The organism is Nocardioides sp. OK12 (assembly GCF_024341885.1).
Lineage (GTDB): Bacteria > Actinomycetota > Actinomycetes > Propionibacteriales > Nocardioidaceae > Nocardioides > Nocardioides marinisabuli.
Genome location: NZ_BNET01000003.1, coordinates 574,931 through 590,718 on the forward strand (window position 1 = coordinate 574,931; position 15,788 = coordinate 590,718).

Genomic DNA, 15,788 nt, shown 5'->3' on the forward strand with positions numbered 1-15,788 from the left:
CTCAGCGCACCGGGCGGATCGGCCCGGCGCCGGGCTCGACCCCCTCGAGCACCTCGACCTCGTCGCCCTCGCGGATCGTGACCGGCCGCCCGTCGGGCAGGTCGGGGACCAGGTTGGTGCCGAACCAGGTGGCGCCGTCCCAGCGCCGGATCCGCGCCAGCGAGGCGATCGGCTCCTTGCCGCCCTCGGCGGTGTCGGGGTCGAGGGTGGTGATGACGCAGCGCGCGCAGCCCTTGACGGCGCGGAAGTCGACGCCGCCGATGCGGACCCGGCGCCAGTCGTCCTCGGCCCAGGCGGTCACGCCGTCGACGACCACGTTGGGCCGGAAGCGCTCCATCGGCAGCGGGTCGTGGACGCCTCCGCTGCGCTCGAGCACCTGGTCGTTGAGCGCGGCGAGCGAGGCCCGGGTGGTGACCAGCAGCGGGTAGCCGTCGGCGAGCGAGACCCGGTCGTCGGGGGCGGCGTACTCGGCGGAGACCGGGCGCCGGGTCGGGTCGTCGAGGTGCACCAGCCGCACCGGGCGACCCAGCACACGGTTCAGCCACGCGTCGGCCTCGCCGGCGTGGGCGGCGGTCAGCTCGGAGCGCCACAGCCGCACCGGCACCTGGCGCGCCGGGTCGGGGGTCGCCACCTCGAGCGCGTCGCAGCCCGGCGCCTCGATGCGCAGCCCGGCGGCGGTGATCTCGGGGCGCAGGAGCAGCAGCGGGTGCACCTCGCGGGCGGTGACGGCCAGGCCGTCGGGGTCGACGACCATCCACCGGCGGTCGCCCTCGAGCCCCCAGGGCTCCACCGACGACTCGGCGAGCCGCTCCCCGCGCGCCGACTTGAGCGGGTAGCGGTGGATCGAGGCCAGCGTCGGTGTGCGAGCGGCGCTCACCCGGCGCCGCCCAGGGGCAGCACGAGCTCGGCCGGGGCCCCGGCGACCACGCGCACCGGCACGCCCCAGTCCTGCTGGTGCATCCGGCAGGCCGCGCCCTCGCCGCCGTCGACGTCGCAGGAGGCGGCCCGGGCGGCGACGTGCAGCACGCCGTCGCCGGCGTGCGGGTCGAGCACCAGGGTGCGGGTCAGCGCGGTACCGCGACCCGAGCCCTCGCGCAGCAGCCCCGGCGGCGTCGACTCGACGACGAGCTGGGAGGGCGGGCCGAAGCGGTCGTCGACCTTCTGCCCCGGCGGCGGCTCGAAGGTGACGACGAGCTCGAGCTCGGCGGCCACGTCGGTGACCGGTCGCTGCGTGGAGTGCGCGAAGCCGTCGACGGTGGCCACGGCCCCGAGCGGCACCCGGGCCAGCCGGTGCGCGGCCGACTCGACCACCACCAGCACCCCGGGGTCGGCGGGGTCGAGGACCGCGCCGCTGGGCTCGGCGAGCCCGGTCGCGAGCGTCGTGAGGGTCGCGGTCGCGGGGTCGAAGCGGCGCACCGCGCCGTTGTAGGTGTCGCAGACCGCCACCGAGCCGTCGGCCAGCACGGTGACGCCCAGCGGGTGCTGGAGCAGCGCCTGGTCGGCGGGTCCGTCGCGGAAGCCGAAGTCGAAGAGGCCGCTGCCGACCGCGGTGCCGACCGAGCCGTCGGCGTCGATCCAGCGCAGCGACGACGTCTCGCTGTCGGCCAGCCACAGCCGATCGCCGTCGGGCGCGAGCCCCGAGGTCTGGGCGAACCACGCCTCGCCGGCGGGCCCGTCGAGCAGGCCCTCGTTGGCGGTGCCGGCGGCGACCTCCACCACCCCGGTGCGCGGGTCGAGGGTCCAGAGCTGGTGGATGCCGGCCATCGCGACCCACACCCGCTCCCGCCACCAGGTGACGTCCCAGGGCGAGGAGAGCCGGGCGGTGCCGTCGCCGCTCATCCACTGGTGGCCGTCGCCGGCCAGGGTGCGGACCGCGCCGGTGGCCAGCTCGAGCCCGGCCAGCCGGTGCCCGACGGTGTCGGCGACGACGACGTCGTACCCGACCTCGGCGGCCACGTCGGGCGGCAGCAGGCACAGCCCGTTGGGCTCGCGGAACCCGCCGGTACGGCGCACCACAGCCCCCTCGGCGTCGAGCTCGACGACCTCGTCGTGCCCGGCGTCGGCGACCAGCAGGTGCCCGTCGGGCAGCGCGACCGCCTTGGCCGGGAAGCGCAGGTCGGTCGGCTCCACGACCGGGGCGACGTACGGCGACCCGGCGGGCTGGAGCGTGCCGCGCTCGCGGTGCTCGGGCACCAGGTCGGCCAGCAACGCCTCGATCGCGTGGGCGTGGCCCTCGCCGGCGTACTGCGCCACCACGTAACCCTCGGGGTCGACCAGCACCAGGGTCGGCCAGGCGCGGGCGGTGTAGGCCTGCCAGGTCACCAGCTCGGGGTCGTCGAGCACCGGGTGGTGCACGCCGTAGCGCTCGACGGCCGCCGCGAGCGCGTCGGGGTCGGCCTCGTGGGCGAACTTCGGGCTGTGCACCCCGACCACCACCAGCTCCTCGGCGTACGCCGCCTCGAGGGGGCGCAGCTCGTCGAGGACGTGGAGGCAGTTGACGCAGCAGAACGTCCAGAAGTCCAGCAGCAGGAAGCGGCCGCGCAGGTCGCTCAGGGTCAGGGGGCCGTCGGTGTTGAGCCAGCCTCGGCCGGCGAGCTCGGGGGCGCGGACGCGCGGGCGGTGCGACATGACCCGGATTCTGCCTCCGCCCGGCGACCGCCCGGAACTTTGCGAAGTCGCTGACGAGGACCGCGGGTCTCGTTACGGTGCTGGAGTCACCTGCCCACGACCCCAGGAAGCCATGACCGCTCGTCCCACCGTCCTGACCGCTCTGACCGGGTCCGCCGCCGTGCTGGCGCTGACCCTGGGTGCGTGTGGGGGAGGTGAGGACGAGCCCACCGCGTCCACGACCGCCGACGCGGACCTCGACACCGGCGCCGACACCGGCTCCGAGGACGACGGTGGGGACGCCGGTGGGGACGACACGCAGGCCTCCGACGGCGGGACCGGACAGGTCGTCGTCGCGGGCACCACCTACTCCTTCACCCCCACCACCTGCGTCTTCAGCCCCGGCGACGCCCAAGAGTTCTCGATCAACGGCCCCGGCGAGGCGGAGGACGGCACCCCGGTCTTCGTCGACGCCGTGGGCCCGAACCAGCTGGTCGTCTACGTCGGCACCGCCGAGGCCTTCGGCGAGGCCGACACGATCTACGAGGTCAACCCGATGCTGGGCGGGGGCGGACCCACCGAGCCGATGGCCGGTCTCGAGGCCGGCGACGGGTCCGTCTCGGCCACCCCCGGCTTCTACCGGGTCGACGAGTCGCGCACCGAGTTCGAGGACGTCGGCCAGGGCGAGCTCGAGGTCAGCTGCGGCTGACCCGACCGGGCTTCCCGGTTGCTGCCCGACGGCGACCAGGTCTGGGATAGCGTTCGTCCTCGAGAAGACGGAGGTCGCACGCCATGTCCCACCCCGACCTCCGGGCCGGACCCGAGGCCGACCTGCGCGTCGCCTTCGACCGCTACGCGCGCCTGGTGCGCCGGTCCCTGGGCTCCGACATGGCCCTGGTCAGCCTGGTCGAGGAGCAGCGGCAGGCGTTCGTCGGCGCCGACGGGCTCACCGGTGAGCTGGCGACCACGCGCGAGACCCCGCTGTCGCACTCGTTCTGCCAGTGGGTGGTCGCCGACCAGGCCCCGCTGGTCATCACCGACGCCCGTCTCGACGAGCGGCTGCGCAGCAACCTGGCGATCCCCGACCTCGGGGTGATCGGCTACGCCGGCTACCCGATCCGTGACCAGCACGGCACCATCGTCGGCTCGCTGTGCGCGATCACCCACGAGCCGCGCGAGTGGAGCGGGGCCGACCTGGCCTCGCTGCAGGACCTCGCGGCGGCCTGCTCCAGCGAGCTGGCCCAGCGCGGGCTGCGGGCCGAGGCGGCCCGGGCCGCCGACTCGGCGGCCAACCTGTCGCGCCGCTCGAGCGTGCTGCTCGCCCTGAGCGAGGGCCTGGCCAGCACCCGCACCCTCGGCGACGTGGCCGTCGCCGTCGAGGCCGTCTCGATCGAGCAGCTCGGCTGCTCGCGCGCCGGCATCTGGATCGACGACACGTCCCTGCACCCGGGCTCCTCCGACCCGGTCGGCGACGACGCCCGCCTGCACTACGTGCCCCGCACCGGCGACGACTGGCGCTCGGCCCAGCTCAACCAGCGCCTCGGCCTCGACCACTCCAACCCGCTGGGCAGCGCGATGGTCCTGCAGCGGCCGGTGTGGTTCCACGACCGGGCCGCGCAGAACGAGCACTACGGCCACCTCGACCTCAGCGCCCAGGTCGGCGAGGCCCGCGCCTTCCTGCCGCTCTACGACACCGACGGCGTCTCGCTGGGGGCGATGGCGCTGGTCTGGGACACCGCCCGCGACCAGAGCGACGAGGACGTCACCACGATGACCGCGCTGGCGTCGTACACCGCCCAGGCGGTGAGCCGGGCGCTGCTGGTGCAGGAGCGGCTCGACGCCCTGGTGACGCTGCAGAGCGCGCTGCTGCCGGCGCTGCCGCGCAGCACCGGCCAGGAGATCGCGGCGCGCTACCGCCCGGCCGCCGCCCGCGACCAGGTCGGCGGCGACTGGTACGACGCCGTGGTGATGCCCGGCGGCGACACCTCGCTGATGATCGGCGACGTGGTGGGCCACGACCTCGGGGCCGCGGCGACGATGGGCCAGGTGCGCAACATGCTGCGCGCCATCACCTGGGCCGTCGACGACCGCCCGGCGGCCAACGTGCGCCTGCTCGACCACGCGCTGCACGACCTCGAGGTCGAGGGCCTCGCGACGCTGGTGCACGCCCGCATCGAGGCCCCCGGCCAGGAGGGCGACGAGCCCGGCGGGCGCTGGCTGGCCTGGACCAATGCGGGGCACCCGCCGCCGCTGCTGCTCGGGCCCGAGGGCCGGTGCTCCTACCTGCAGGACGGGCCGCCCGACCTGATGATCGGGGTGCTGCCCGACGTCGAGCGCGCCGACCAGCGCGTCCTCGTCGCGGCCGGCTCGACCCTGCTGCTCTACACCGACGGGCTCGTCGAGCGGCGCGGCGAGCACCTGGACGAAGGGCTCGAGCGGTTGGCCGCCGCCGTGGCGGACCACGGCCACCTGCCGGTCGAGAAGTTCCTCGACGCCGTGCTGCGCGACCTCGCCGACGACGACCTCGACGACGACATCGCGGTGATGGCGGTGCGGTTCACGCCCGACGACTGAGGCGCCGACCCCGCCGGGCGCCAGTGCGGCCGCTAGTGCTGGCGGCGCTCGTGCAGCCGCTGCTGGGCCGCCTCGAGGTAGGCCAGGCAGGGCGCCTCGTGGCCGGGGTGCTGCTCGGTGAGGTGGAAGGTCCACCGGTCCATCGCGGCCAGGTAGCCGTTGTCGGCGCCCGGTCGGTACGTCGACCACGCGCGCCGCTGGGTGCGACCGGTGGCCCGGGCCGAGGCCGAGGTGGTGCACTCGGAGCAGCCGATGCGGTAGACGAAGGAGTCGTCGGCGCCCACGTCGATGGTGACCGTGGCCAGCGCCCCGGCCTCGGCCGTGGCCTTGCGGGCTCGCGCCGATCGTGTCGCCGCCATGGCCACCCCTCCTCGTGCTTCCTCGACGACCGAGACTACGGGGGCTCTAGGCTGCCGCCCATGAGCGCCCCCGACGACCGCGACCTCCTCGCCGGCTACGCCGAGACCTGGTGGCAGGCCATCGACGACTTCACCGCCCTGCTCGAGGACCTCGACGAGGCCGAGTGGGCGACCCCCACCGACCTCGCGGGCTGGGACGTGCGCGCGGTCGCCGCCCACGTCGCCCACCTCGAGCAGGTGCTGGCCACCGGCGTCGAGGAGCACGCCGAGGTCGGCGAGCCCGCCCACGCGAGGGGCCTGATGAACCTCTACACCGAGATCGGCGTCGTCAACCGGCGCGACGCCTCGCCCGACGCGATCATCAACGAGATCCGCTCCGCGGCGACCGCTCGGCGCACGGCGCTGCTGGCCGACCCCCCGTCCGACGCCTCCGCGACCCCCGACCGGGCCTTCGGCGGGGTGCCGTGGAGCTGGGGAACGCTGCTGCGCAACCGGCCCCTCGACGTCTGGATGCACGAGCAGGACGTGCGCCGCGCGACCGGTCGCCCCGGCGGCCTCGACAGCGCGGCGGCGCAGCACACCATCGAGTACCTCGCGGAGTCGATGGGCTACGTGCTGGCCAAGAAGGTGGGGGCACCGGCCGGCACCACGCTGTTGCTGCACGTCGAGGGCTGCGAGCCGGTCGCGCACGCCGTCGGCGACGACGGCCGCGGCCGCCCGGTGGCTCCCCCGGCGACCCCCACCGTGGCGCTGCACCTCGACCGCGACTCCTTCGCCCGGCTGGCCGGCGGGCGCTGCGACGCCGAGCCCGGCGCCGTACGGGTCGAGGGCGACCAGGAGCTCGGCGCCCGGGTGGTCGCGTCGATGGCGACCACCCCGTGAGCGCCCCGGTGAGCAGGCCCGTGGACACCTGGCGGCTGGCCGACATCCCCGACCAGGCCGGGCGCACAATCGTGGTCACCGGCCCGTCGGTCGGCGGCCTGGGCCACGTCACCGCGCTCGAGCTGGCCCGCCGCGGCGCGCGGGTGGTGCTCGCCGGGCGCACCCAGGCCAAGCTCAACGAGGCCCGGTCGAGCATCGAGGCCGAGGTGCCCGGCGCCGACCTCGAGCCGCTGCTCGTCGACGTCTCCGACCTGTCCTCCGTACGCCGCGCGGCCGCGGCCGCCGGCCGGCTGGGGCCGATCCACGTGCTGGTCAACAACGCCGGGGTGATGGGCACGCCGTACTCGCGCACCGCCGACGGGCTCGAGCTGCAGATGGCCACCAACCACTTCGGGCCGTTCCTGCTGACCGGGCTGCTGCTGCCGCAGCTGGTCGACAGCGAGGGCGGGCGCGTGGTGGCGGTGTCCTCGCAGTTCCACCGGGCGGCGCGGCGCGCCCCGCTCGAGGACCCGCGCAGCACCACCGGCCGCTACTCGCGCTGGCCGACGTACGCGCGCACCAAGCTGGCCAACCTGCTGTTCACCTTCGAGCTCGACCGGCGCTGCCGGGCCGCGGAGGTGCCGGTGCTCGCGACCGCGGCGCACCCCGGCTTCGCCGGCAGCCACCTCGCGGTCAACGGCCAGTACGGCCGCACCAGCGGCGGGGTCGCCAGCATCCTCGACGGCGCCATCAAGGCCGTCTCCCAGCCGGTCGCCCACGGCGCCTGGCCGACGCTGATGGCCGCCACCGCCGACCTGCCCGGGTCGACGTACTGCGGGCCGGGCGGGCTGGGCGAGATGTCCGGCGCGCCGCAGGTCGTCACCGCGCGCCGCCTCGCCCACGACGAGATCGCCCAGCGCCGGCTGTGGGAGCTCAGCGAGCGGGTCACCGGCATCAGCTACCCCTGAGCGGCGGACCGCCTAGCGCTGCTCGTCCCGCACCCGCACCAGCCCGCCGAGGGTGGCGACGTACGCCGCCCCGTCGGGGCCGAGGGTGACCTCGGACCAGTGGTTGTCGAGCAGCGGGCCGCGGCCGGTGCGCACCGAGAAGGCGGGGCGGCCGGTGCGGACGTCGAGGGCGGTGAGGTACCAGGCGTCGACGCCCCACCAGCTCTTGCGCTTGGTCCAGGAGTAGAGCAGCCCGGCCTGGGCGGAGACGGCCGGGGTCGCGGAGGGCGAGACCACCTCGGAGGTCCAGGCCGGCACGCACTCGCGCCCCACGACGTCGACGCGGGCCAGGCCGCCGGTCGGGACCCGGCCCAGGACGGTGCGCAGCACCCCGTCGTAGCCGTGGGTGTTGGCGACCACGACCCCGCGGCCGACGGCGACCAGCGCGCCCTGGCTGGCCGAGGCGTCGTCGTCGAAGACCTCGGCCTGGCAGACCCGTTCGCCGTCGGCGCCGTCGAGGACGACGACGTGCATGCGCGGGTTGGCGTTGTCGGTGATCGCGACCAGCCCGTCGGCCAGCAGCGTCGCCGGTGAGCCGCTGCCCTGGGCGAGCTGGCCGGGCTTGGTGGCGCTGCCGCGCTCGTAGTCGCTGCGCCAGGTCAGCACCGGTTCGCCGCCGCGCACGTCGAGGCGGGCCACGGAGCCGACCGTGACGACGTACACGCCGCCGTCGGGGCCGCTGGTGAGCGGGTTGGCGACCTCCTCGTCGAGCTCGAGCAGCTGCGGCGGGCCGCCGAGCGGGTCGAGGAAGCCGGCCCGGCCCTGGCGGGTGACGAACCAGGTGCGGCCGTCGCTGTCGGGCGCCACCGAGAGCAGGCAGTCGTCGTCGGGCACCAGGGCGCCCAGGTCGTGGGTCTCGAGGGTGGTCAGGTCGGCCTCGCCGGCGCCGTCGGCGGTGGCCACGACCAGCACCTGCCGGTCGGCGGTGGGCACGACGACCCGGTCGGCGGCGTCGAGGTGGAAGCCGACCCGGGCGCAGCCGGGCGCGCCGTCGGGGTCGGGCAGGTCCTTGCCGGCGAGCGGGCGCAGGGTGTCGGCGTCGATGACGCGCAGGCGCTGGTCGTCGCCCTCGCCGCACAGCGCCACCAGCCGGCCGCCGGTGGTGACGTCGATCCCCGCGCACTGCTCGGCGCCGTACCAGGCGGTGTCGACCTCGGGGCTCAGCCCGAGCGGCCCGGCGACGGCCGCCGTGCCGGGGGCGTCGAGGGTGAGCGGCTGCGGGGTGACGGGCCGGCCGGTGTAGCCGGGGGTGACCAGCGCCCCCGAGCCGCTGGGCAGCGGCAGCAGACCGTCGGGCACGAGCACCAGCAGGCCGGCGAGCACCGCGAGCGCCAACCCCCAGCCGCCGACCGTACGACGACCGGGCCGCCAGGCGCGCCGCACCCGCGGGTGCGCCAGGCCGACCAGGGCGAGCAGCGGCACCAGGGGCCCCAGCCACCACCACAACAGGCCGAGGCCCAGCAGGACCGCGGTGCGCCAGAACCTCACGCGCTCAGCGCTGGCGCGGCCCGAACTCGGGGGCGATGCGCTGGAAGGCGGCCTCGCGGGCGGCCTTGGTGTTGCGCGCGACCAGCAGCCAGGCCTGCTCGACCCGCTCGCGGGCGAAGGTGTGGCGCGCCGAGGAGGTCCAGGTGTCGTCGAAGAGCCGCTTGGCGGCGGCGAGCTGGTCGGGCGAGCGGCCCTTGAGCTGCTCGGCGAGCTCGAGGGCGGCGGCGACGGGGTCGCTGTCGATCTCGGTGACCAGGCCCAGGTCGTGGGCCTGCTTGCCGGTGACGGTCTCCGCGGTCATCGTCAGCCGCTTCGCCACGTCGATGCCGACGAGCTCCTTGAGCGAGCGGACGCCCGACATGTCGGGGATGATCCCCCACCTGCCCTCGAGCACCGACCACTGCGAGTCGGGGGTGGCGATGCGGAAGTCGGCGGCCAGCGCGATCTGCAGCCCGCCGCCCAGGCAGTGCCCGTGGACCGCCGCCACGACCGGCACCGGCAGCCGGCGCCAAGCCCAGCAGGCCTCCTGGAAGGTGTTGGTGCCGCGCCAGGGCCGCGGCACGAAGGCCAGCGCGACCCGGCCCGGGGTGCGCATCACGGTCGCGAAGTCGAGGCCGGCGCAGAAGGCATCGCCCTCGCCGGAGAGCACGACCGCGCGCAGGGTCTTGTCGCGGCGCAGCATCCGGGCCGTCGAGACGAGGTCGTCGAGGACGTCGAGGGTCAGCGCGTTGAGCTTGTCGGGGCGGTCGAGACGCACGTGGGCGACGCCGTCCTCGATGGTGCAGGCGACGTGGCTCGTCCGGTTGCTCATGCGCTCATGATGCATGATGCGGGAATGAGCCACGAGCGTGCCGGGACCACCGCCGAGCCAGCCGACCTCATCGACGTCGCGCAGGTCGTGACCGCCTACTACACCGGCGTGCCCGATCCCGACGACCCCGACCAGCAGGTCGCCTTCGGCACCAGCGGGCACCGCGGCACCTCGCTGCGCACCGCCTTCAACGAGACCCACATCCTGGCCACCACCCAGGCGATCTGCGAGTACCGCCGCGAGCAGGGCTACGACGGGCCGCTGTTCATCGGCCGCGACACCCACGCGCTCTCCGAGCCGGCCTGGTCGACCGCCCTGGAGGTGCTGGTCGCCAACGACGTCACGGTGCTGGTCGACGACCGCGACGGCTACACCCCCACCCCGGCGGTCTCCCACGCCATCCTGCGCGCCAACGGCGGCCGGACGACCGGTTCGGGGCTCGCCGACGGGATCGTGGTCACGCCCTCGCACAACCCGCCGGCCGACGGCGGCTTCAAGTACAACCCGCCCCACGGCGGCCCCGCCGACTCCGACGCCACGAAGGTGATCGCGGCGCGCGCCAACGAGCTGATCCGCGGCGGCCTCGACACCGTACGGCGGGTGCCGTTCGCGCGGGCCCGGGCGGCAGCGACGACGTACGACTTCCTCGGCGGCTACGTCGACGACCTGCCGAACGTGGTCGACCTCGAGGCGATCCGCCGCGCCGGGGTGCGCATCGGCGCCGACCCGCTGGGCGGGGCGTCGGTGGGCTACTGGGGCGAGATCGCCGAGCGGCACGGCCTCGACCTGCACGTGGTGAACCCGCTGGTCGACGCCACCTGGCGCTTCATGACCCTCGACTGGGACGGCAAGATCCGGATGGACTGCTCCTCCCCCTCGGCGATGGCCTCGCTGGTGGCCCAGAAGGACGCCTACGACATCGCCACCGGCAACGACGCCGACGCCGACCGGCACGGCATCGTCACCCCCGACGCCGGCCTGATGAACCCCAACCACTTCCTGGCCGTGGCGATCGGGCACCTCTTCGGCGGGGCCCGCCCCGACTGGCCCGAGACCGCCCGGATCGGCAAGACGCTGGTGTCGTCGTCGATGATCGACCGCGTCGCCGCCTCGCTCGGCAAGCCGCTGGTCGAGGTGCCGGTCGGCTTCAAGTGGTTCGTGCCCGGGCTGCTCGACGGCTCCTTCGGCTTCGGCGGCGAGGAGTCGGCCGGCGCCTCGTTCCTGCGCCGCGACGGCTCGACCTGGACCACCGACAAGGACGGCCTGCTGCTGTGCCTGCTCGGCACCGAGATCCTCGCGACCACCGAGCAGACGCCCTCCCAGCACTACGCCGCGCTGGTCGCCGAGCACGGCGACCCGGCGTACGCCCGCGTCGACGCGCCCGCGACCCGCGAGCAGAAGGCCGCGCTGGCGGCGCTGAGCCCCGACGCCGTCACCGCCACCGAGCTCGCCGGCGAGCCGATCACCGGCAAGCTGACCGAGGCCCCCGGCAACGGCGCCGCCATCGGCGGGCTCAAGGTGACCACCGAGTCGGCCTGGTTCGCCGCCCGTCCCTCGGGCACCGAGGACGTCTACAAGATCTACGCCGAGTCGTTCCGCGGCCCCGACCACCTGGCGCAGGTCCAGGAGCAGGCCCGCGAGGTGGTCAGCGCCGCGCTGGGCGGGTCGTCGCAGTGACCGGCACGATCCTGACGATGGGCGGCGGCGGCTTCTCGATGGCCGACGACCGGTCCGTCCCGGCGCCGCTCGACGACTTCCTGCTCTCCCTGGTGGAGAGCCCGCGGGGCGCCGGTGGGCTGCCCCGGGTCTGCTTCGTGGGCACCGCCAGCGGCGACGCGGCGTCGTACGTCGACGGGTTCACGACCGCCTTCGCCGGGCGCGCCGAGACCAGCGTGCTGCCGCTCTTCTACTACGACCAGATCCCTGGCGGGGACCTGCGCGCGCACGTGCTCGCCCAGGACGTGGTCTACGTCGGCGGCGGCTCGACCGCCAACCTGCTGGCGCTGTGGCGCCTGCACGGCCTCGACGAGGTGCTGCGCGAAGCGGCCGCCGCCGGCACGGTGCTCGCCGGCATCAGCGCCGGCATGAACTGCTGGTACGAGGGCTCGGTCACCGACTCCTACGGCCCGCTCGCCGCACTGCCCGACGGCCTCGGGCTGCTGCCCGGCAGCGCCTGCCCGCACTACGACGGCGAGGCCGAGCGCCGCCCCACGTACCTCGACCTGGTGGGCACCGGCGCCCTGCCCACCGGCTACGCCGCCGACGACGGGGTGGCGCTGCTGTGGCGCGACGGCGAGCTCGTCGAGGCCGTCAGCGAGCGCGAGGGAGCCGGCGCCTACCGGGTGCACCGCGCCGGTGACGCCCTCGACACCGGCGACGCGGTCGAGTCCCTCGAGGTCGCCGAGAGCCCCCTCGAGGTCCGCCTCCTCCCCTGACCAGCACCGTTGGTCGAGCAGCAAGGAGCGCCAGCGACGCGCGTCGCCGAGACCCCGTAAGTGACTCGCAGACCGCAACCGTGGTCGCCGTACGCCATGGGCTCACCGGGTTTCGGCGACGCTCGAGCCTTCGGCCCTCGCTGCTCAACCTACGGCGGCGCCCTCCCTGCTCAACCGACGACGGTGACCGGGTCGCCGGGGCGGACGGTGCCGGGGCGGAGGACGTGGCCGTCGACGCCGAGGGTGGGGGTGCCGCGGAGGGTGGTGAGGGCGGTGAGGACGCCGGAGCCGCGGGCGCCGGTGACCGGGTCGAGGTCGAGGACGGCGCAGCGGGGGGTGCGGGTGGTGAAGCGGAGGACGGCGCTGCCGACGGCCACGTCGCGACCGACCCAGTCGTCCTCGGCGAAGGCCCGACCGACCTCGACGACGAGGTTGGCGCGCACTCGGGCGGGGTCGAGGCCGCCGAGCGCGGCGAGCGACCCTTCGCCCACCAGGCTGACCGAGCCGCCGTAGACGACCCCGCCGGCCGGGGCCCGTGCCAGGCGCACCCGGCGACCCAGGTGGGCGGAGGCGGCCTCGGCGAACGGTCCGTCCACCAGCTCGAGCGCCACCTCGCGACCCCAGTAGTCGCAGGTGACCGACTCCCCCGAGAGCACCGCGGGAGCCCGCAGCGCAGCACGCCCCGGCGCCTCGAGCACCAGCTCGTCACCGGCCTCGTCGAGCAGCAGCCCCACGAGTCCCGGGTGGGCCACGGTCCGCAGCACCTGCCGGGCGCCGACGTCGACGAAGCACCAGCGCCGGTCACCGACCACCCCGTCGGCGGCCAGCACCACCTGGTCGCGGGCGAGGTGACGGGTGCCCTTCGCGGCGGCGTACCCGACCCTGCTGACCCTCACCCGCCCGAGCCTGCCACGCCCGGGTCTTGTCCAGGCCGGTCGAGCCTGGTGAGGTACGCGGTGTGACCCAGGACTCCTACGCCGCCGGCCCCACCGAGCCGCCCCTCCCGGACACCACGATCGGCGCCGACCTCTCGCGCACCGTGGCCGCCCATCCCGACCGGGAGGCGCTGGTGGAGGTCGCGAGCGGACGCCGCTGGACCTGGCGCGAGCTCGAGGACGACGTCGACCGGGTCGCCAAGGGGCTGATGGCCGCCGGTGTCGAGAAGGGCGACCGGGTGGGCATCTGGGCGCCGAACTGCGCCGAGTGGACCCTCGTGCAGTACGCCGCCGCCCGCACCGGCGCGGTGCTGGTCAACGTCAACCCGGCCTACCGCACCCACGAGCTGGCCTACGCGGTCAACCAGAGCGGACTGTCGCTGATGGTGGCCGCGACGTCGTTCAAGTCCAGCGACTACACCGCGATGCTGCGCGAGGTCGGCCCGCAGTGCCCCGACCTTCGCCGGGTCGTGCACATCGGCACCGACGACTGGGACGCCCTGGTGGCCGGCGGCGACGACGTGAGCGACGAGGCGCTGGCGGAGCGTGCCGGCTCGCTGGACCCCGACGACCCGATCAACATCCAGTACACCTCGGGCACCACCGGCTACCCCAAGGGCGCGACGCTCACGCACCGCAACATCCTGGGCAACGGCTTCATGACCACCGAGCTCATCGGCCTGGGCCCCGAGGACCGTCTGTGCATCCCGGTGCCGTTCTACCACTGCTTCGGGATGGTGATGGGCAACCTGGGCTGCACCTCCCACGGCACCACCATGGTGATCCCGGCGCCCGGCTTCGACCCCGAGACCACCCTGCGCACCATCGCCGCGGAGCGCTGCACCGGCGTCTACGGCGTGCCCACGATGTTCATCGCCATGCAGAACCACCCCACCTTCGCCGAGCACGACCTCAGCAGCCTGCGCACCGGCATCATGGCCGGCTCGGTCTGCCCGGTCGAGGTCATGAAGCGCTGCGTCGACGACATGCACATGAGCGAGGTCGCGATCGCCTACGGCATGACCGAGACCTCGCCGGTCAGCTGCCAGACCCGCGTCGACGACGACCTCGAGCGGCGTACGGCGACCATCGGCCGGGTGCACCCCCACCTCGAGATCAAGGTCGTCGACCCGGTCACCGGCGAGACGCTGCCCCGCGGCACCGCCGGCGAGTACTGCACCCGCGGCTACTCCGTGATGCGCGGCTACTGGAACGACGCCGAGCGCACCGCCGAGGCGATCGACGCAGACGGCTGGATGCACACCGGCGACCTGGCGGTGATGCGCGAGGACGGCTACTGCACGATCGTGGGCCGGATCAAGGACATGGTCATCCGCGGCGGCGAGAACATCTACCCCCGCGAGATCGAGGAGTTCCTGCACACCCACCCCGACGTCGAGGACGTCCAGGTCATCGGCGTCCCCGACGAGCGGTACGGCGAGGAGCTCTGCGCCTGGCTCAAGCTCCGCGAGGGCGCGCCGCCGCTGGACGCCGCCGCCGTGCGGTCCTTCTGCGAGGGCCGCCTGGCCCACTTCAAGATCCCGCGCTACGTGCTGGTGGTCGAGGAGTTCCCGATGACGGTGACCGGCAAGATCCGCAAGGTCGAGATGCGTGAGGAGTCCACGAGGATGCTCGAGCTGTGAGCGGCCCGGGTCACGTACGCTCTGCGTCGTGAGCTCCCAGCCCCCCCACGAGGCCCCCGGACCCGACCAGACCGGCTTCGCGCGTGACGCGGCCTCGAACCTGTGGGACGACGCGAAGGGGGCGGCGCTGGTGGCGCTGCCGATCCTGGTGGGCGCCGCTCTGGGCTTCCTGGTCGCTGACGGGCCCGGTCTCGTGGTCGGCGCGCTGGTCGGTGCCGCTCTGGTGGCGTTGTACTTCGCCTACGGCGCCTTCACCCTCGTGCGCGACGGCGTACGCCGCGTCCGCGGCCGCTCGCGGCCCTGAGGCGGCCGGTCAAACCCGGCCACCGTCGAGCGGCGCGGGCAGGTCGTAGCCGGTGTAGACCTCGCCGAGGTCGATGGCGGGGTCCTTGTAGTTGCCGTCCAGCCCGGTGACCGCACGCACGAGGGGCTTCTCCACCGCGGCCTTGAAGGCGAAGCGCTGCGCGAACGACAGTCCCTTCAACCAGGTCCGGTAGGCGGCGATCATCGCCTGGATCCGGCGCAGCGCCGCCTCGACCTTGCGCAGTAGGGTGGCGATCTTGCCGGCGGTGATGGCCGCCCGGGCCGCAGCCGAGGCCGCCCCCGCCGCCACCGAGGCGCCCAGGGTGAAGATCGCCCCGGCCGCGCTGACCGCCAGCGAGATCGCTGCCCACTCGACCAGCTCGAAGACGAGGTCCCGGATCAGCTGCTGGGTCTCGCGGACCTCGGTGGCGGCCTGGTCGAGAAAACCCCCGACCTCCCCCACCTGGCTCGCGATGTCGCGGATGGTCGAGGCGAGGTCCGTGATGGCCGCGCTGTAGCTGTCGTGCGCCAGCCCCGTCCACCCGCCCTGGGTGGCAGCCAGCCCGTCGGTCTCGAAGCGGGCCAGCGAGTCCAGCGAGGCGGCCATCCCGCGCCACTCGGCTGCGACCTGGTGGACCGAATCGGGATCACCGGTGATCGACTCCCACTGCTCGACCAGCGGGTTCACCAGCGGCTTCATGATGCTGTAGATCTCACCCATCAGGCCGCCCATCCAGCCCTCGACCTCGTCCCACGCCCCCACGG

At 74.7% G+C, this 15,788-nt stretch carries 15 protein-coding genes; 8 read left to right on the top strand and 7 right to left on the bottom strand.

Features of this window, described 5'->3' with window-relative positions:
- Position 1: 1 nt before the first annotated feature.
- Positions 2–877 (bottom strand): MOSC domain-containing protein, encoded by an 876-nt coding sequence (locus OCU29_RS10220; RefSeq protein ID WP_261819824.1) that lies wholly within the window; start codon positions 875–877, stop codon positions 2–4.
- Positions 874–2,628 (bottom strand): redoxin domain-containing protein, encoded by a 1,755-nt coding sequence (locus OCU29_RS10225; RefSeq protein ID WP_261819825.1) that lies wholly within the window; start codon positions 2,626–2,628, stop codon positions 874–876. Before OCU29_RS10225 ends, OCU29_RS10220 begins: the two co-directional genes overlap by 4 nt.
- Positions 2,629–2,740: 112 nt before the next feature.
- Between OCU29_RS10225 and OCU29_RS10230 the strand changes: the two genes are divergently transcribed.
- Positions 2,741–3,316: a hypothetical protein gene (locus tag OCU29_RS10230; protein ID WP_261819826.1), complete on the top strand. Its 576-nt coding sequence runs from the start codon at positions 2,741–2,743 to the stop codon at positions 3,314–3,316.
- Between the two features lie 83 nt (positions 3,317–3,399).
- A complete protein-coding gene (locus OCU29_RS10235) occupies positions 3,400–5,181 on the top strand; it encodes a GAF domain-containing SpoIIE family protein phosphatase (RefSeq protein ID WP_261819827.1) in 1,782 nt (593 codons plus the stop codon).
- A gap of 32 nt (positions 5,182–5,213) precedes the next feature.
- Here OCU29_RS10235 and OCU29_RS10240 read toward each other — a convergent pair whose 3' ends face one another.
- On the bottom strand, positions 5,214–5,540 hold the full coding sequence (locus OCU29_RS10240) for a hypothetical protein (protein WP_261819828.1): 327 nt from the start codon (positions 5,538–5,540) through the stop codon (positions 5,214–5,216).
- Positions 5,541–5,600: 60 nt separating this feature from the next.
- Between OCU29_RS10240 and OCU29_RS10245 the strand changes: the two genes are divergently transcribed.
- Both OCU29_RS10245 and OCU29_RS10250 read left to right on the top strand, forming a co-directional pair.
- Positions 5,601–6,422, top strand: a complete 822-nt coding sequence (locus OCU29_RS10245; RefSeq protein WP_261819829.1) for a maleylpyruvate isomerase family mycothiol-dependent enzyme — start codon at positions 5,601–5,603, stop codon at positions 6,420–6,422.
- An 8-nt stretch (positions 6,423–6,430) separates the two neighbouring features.
- Positions 6,431–7,369, top strand: coding sequence for an oxidoreductase (locus OCU29_RS10250; RefSeq protein WP_261819830.1), 939 nt, complete (start codon positions 6,431–6,433; stop codon positions 7,367–7,369).
- Between the two features lie 12 nt (positions 7,370–7,381).
- Here the strand turns inward: OCU29_RS10250 and OCU29_RS10255 are convergent, their stop codons facing one another.
- Positions 7,382–8,896, bottom strand: coding sequence for a hypothetical protein (locus tag OCU29_RS10255; protein WP_261819831.1), 1,515 nt, complete (start codon positions 8,894–8,896; stop codon positions 7,382–7,384).
- A 4-nt stretch (positions 8,897–8,900) separates the two neighbouring features.
- The gene (locus OCU29_RS10260) at positions 8,901–9,707 is read right to left on the bottom strand and encodes a crotonase/enoyl-CoA hydratase family protein (protein ID WP_261819832.1); all 807 of its coding nucleotides are present in this window, start codon (positions 9,705–9,707) and stop codon (positions 8,901–8,903) included.
- A 24-nt stretch (positions 9,708–9,731) separates the two neighbouring features.
- On the opposite strand from OCU29_RS10260, the gene pgm reads away from it, so the two are divergent.
- Both pgm and OCU29_RS10270 read left to right on the top strand, forming a co-directional pair.
- Positions 9,732–11,384 carry a phosphoglucomutase (alpha-D-glucose-1,6-bisphosphate-dependent) gene (pgm, locus tag OCU29_RS10265; protein WP_261819833.1) on the top strand — a complete coding sequence of 551 codons (1,653 nt, stop codon included), beginning with the start codon at positions 9,732–9,734 and terminating at the stop codon, positions 11,382–11,384.
- Positions 11,381–12,142 carry a peptidase E gene (locus OCU29_RS10270; RefSeq protein WP_261819834.1) on the top strand — a complete coding sequence of 254 codons (762 nt, stop codon included), beginning with the start codon at positions 11,381–11,383 and terminating at the stop codon, positions 12,140–12,142. Before pgm ends, OCU29_RS10270 begins: the two co-directional genes overlap by 4 nt.
- Before the next feature lie 170 nt (positions 12,143–12,312).
- Here OCU29_RS10270 and OCU29_RS10275 read toward each other — a convergent pair whose 3' ends face one another.
- Positions 12,313–13,038: an MOSC domain-containing protein gene (locus OCU29_RS10275; protein ID WP_261819835.1), complete on the bottom strand. Its 726-nt coding sequence runs from the start codon at positions 13,036–13,038 to the stop codon at positions 12,313–12,315.
- A 62-nt stretch (positions 13,039–13,100) separates the two neighbouring features.
- Between OCU29_RS10275 and OCU29_RS10280 the strand changes: the two genes are divergently transcribed.
- Both OCU29_RS10280 and OCU29_RS10285 read left to right on the top strand, forming a co-directional pair.
- Positions 13,101–14,720 carry an AMP-binding protein gene (locus OCU29_RS10280; RefSeq protein WP_261819836.1) on the top strand — a complete coding sequence of 540 codons (1,620 nt, stop codon included), beginning with the start codon at positions 13,101–13,103 and terminating at the stop codon, positions 14,718–14,720.
- A gap of 28 nt (positions 14,721–14,748) precedes the next feature.
- Positions 14,749–15,024 carry a hypothetical protein gene (locus OCU29_RS10285; protein WP_261819837.1) on the top strand — a complete coding sequence of 92 codons (276 nt, stop codon included), beginning with the start codon at positions 14,749–14,751 and terminating at the stop codon, positions 15,022–15,024.
- Positions 15,025–15,033: 9 nt separating this feature from the next.
- Here OCU29_RS10285 and OCU29_RS10290 read toward each other — a convergent pair whose 3' ends face one another.
- Positions 15,034–15,786, bottom strand: a complete 753-nt coding sequence (locus OCU29_RS10290) for a WXG100 family type VII secretion target (RefSeq protein ID WP_261819838.1) — start codon at positions 15,784–15,786, stop codon at positions 15,034–15,036.
- Positions 15,787–15,788: the final 2 nt, after the last annotated feature.

Excerpts from the sequence above, each read along its gene's own strand:
- OCU29_RS10225 (WP_261819825.1), bottom strand. The coding sequence starts at position 2,628 with ATGTCGCACCGCCCGCGCGTCCGCGCCCCCGAGCTCGCCGGCCGAGGC.
- OCU29_RS10230 (WP_261819826.1), top strand. The coding sequence starts at position 2,741 with ATGACCGCTCGTCCCACCGTCCTGACCGCTCTGACCGGGTCCGCCGCC.
- OCU29_RS10235 (WP_261819827.1), top strand. The coding sequence starts at position 3,400 with ATGTCCCACCCCGACCTCCGGGCCGGACCCGAGGCCGACCTGCGCGTC.
- OCU29_RS10240 (WP_261819828.1), bottom strand. The coding sequence starts at position 5,540 with ATGGCGGCGACACGATCGGCGCGAGCCCGCAAGGCCACGGCCGAGGCC.
- OCU29_RS10245 (WP_261819829.1), top strand. The coding sequence starts at position 5,601 with ATGAGCGCCCCCGACGACCGCGACCTCCTCGCCGGCTACGCCGAGACC.
- OCU29_RS10260 (WP_261819832.1), bottom strand. The coding sequence starts at position 9,707 with ATGAGCAACCGGACGAGCCACGTCGCCTGCACCATCGAGGACGGCGTC.
- pgm (WP_261819833.1), top strand. The coding sequence starts at position 9,732 with ATGAGCCACGAGCGTGCCGGGACCACCGCCGAGCCAGCCGACCTCATC.